At 34.3% G+C, this 1,055-nt stretch carries 1 protein-coding gene; it reads left to right on the forward strand.

Annotated features, from left to right (window positions below; translation table 11 throughout):
• Positions 1 to 121: 121 nt before the first annotated feature.
• Entirely contained in the window at positions 122 to 790 is a 669-nt protein-coding gene (locus G337_RS0119445; RefSeq protein WP_028865317.1) for a Crp/Fnr family transcriptional regulator, read from the forward strand.
• Positions 791 to 1,055 lie beyond the last annotated feature (265 nt).

A 1,055-nucleotide genomic window follows, 5' to 3' on the forward strand; every position in this document is an offset into this window, starting at 1 on the left:
CACGCAAAATCAAAATATTTAAAATCAAATGCACCGTCTGAAGACGGTGGTTTTTACCACTTAAAGCTGGAAATAAAAATACCGAATACTTAAATCCGTTATTGTAGAGGTAAACTGAACGATGACATTCCAAACAATTATAAATACTATCTTGCCTTACTGCCAAATTCATAAATATCCTGCTAAGCATGTATTGAAGGATGAATGTGATAATAAATTTTGTTTTTTACTTAAAGGCAGTGCCTATTCTTTAATTAAAAATAATAGGAAAAACAATAAGGCGAAAGAACTTATCCTGCTTGATTTTAATCCCGGGGATTTTTTTGGGGAACTGATTTTTCCTGGTGAGACAAAAATACAAATATTTGATGCTTACGTAAAATCAAAGGGCATATGTGAAGTAGCTGAAATATCTTATCATAAGCTTCAATATATAATGATGAGTTATCCTGCCTTTTTAATGTATTTATCAAGTCAAATTGTCATACGAATGAAGCATCATAATGCAATATTAAATTCGAGAGTTCGACCACAAACTGTTCGTGTTGAACTGTTGTTAAATGTATTGGTAAAAGGCCCTGATACAATTCCGCATCCTGATGGTATGCAGATCAAAATATCACGTAAAGAAATAGGATTACGTCTTAATATAGGGGCATTAACTGTGAGCAAGGCTCTTCATCTACTGAGAGAACAAAAAATTATTATGTTTAAAGATGCCTCTCATAATATTGTCTTGCTTGGAGCAAAGCTGGGTGAAGCGAGCTGTAAGGGGAGTGTAATGTATTGAGGCTCTATAGGGCGGAGTTTAATAGATTCTGTCGCATCTGAATACGCCGGAATAGTCTTCACAGTAAGTATTGATAAGCAGATGATACATAGACATGCTTATCTATAATGTTAGGCTTATTTTTTTATCTGATCTATGAGCCCCAGCTATGGCATTAAACTTCATCAAGAAACAATTTCCTTCAGCCACGATTATGATGACTATTCGATGCTATGTTGCCTATAAATTTAGTTATCGGGATATCGAAGAACTATTAGCTGAGCGT

It is taken from the genome of Psychromonas aquimarina ATCC BAA-1526 (assembly GCF_000428725.1).
GTDB lineage: Bacteria > Pseudomonadota > Gammaproteobacteria > Enterobacterales > Psychromonadaceae > Psychromonas > Psychromonas aquimarina.

Bases quoted from the DNA above. Each gene is read 5' to 3' on its own strand.
- G337_RS0119445 (WP_028865317.1), top strand. From the start codon at position 122: ATGACATTCCAAACAATTATAAATACTATCTTGCCTTACTGCCAAATT.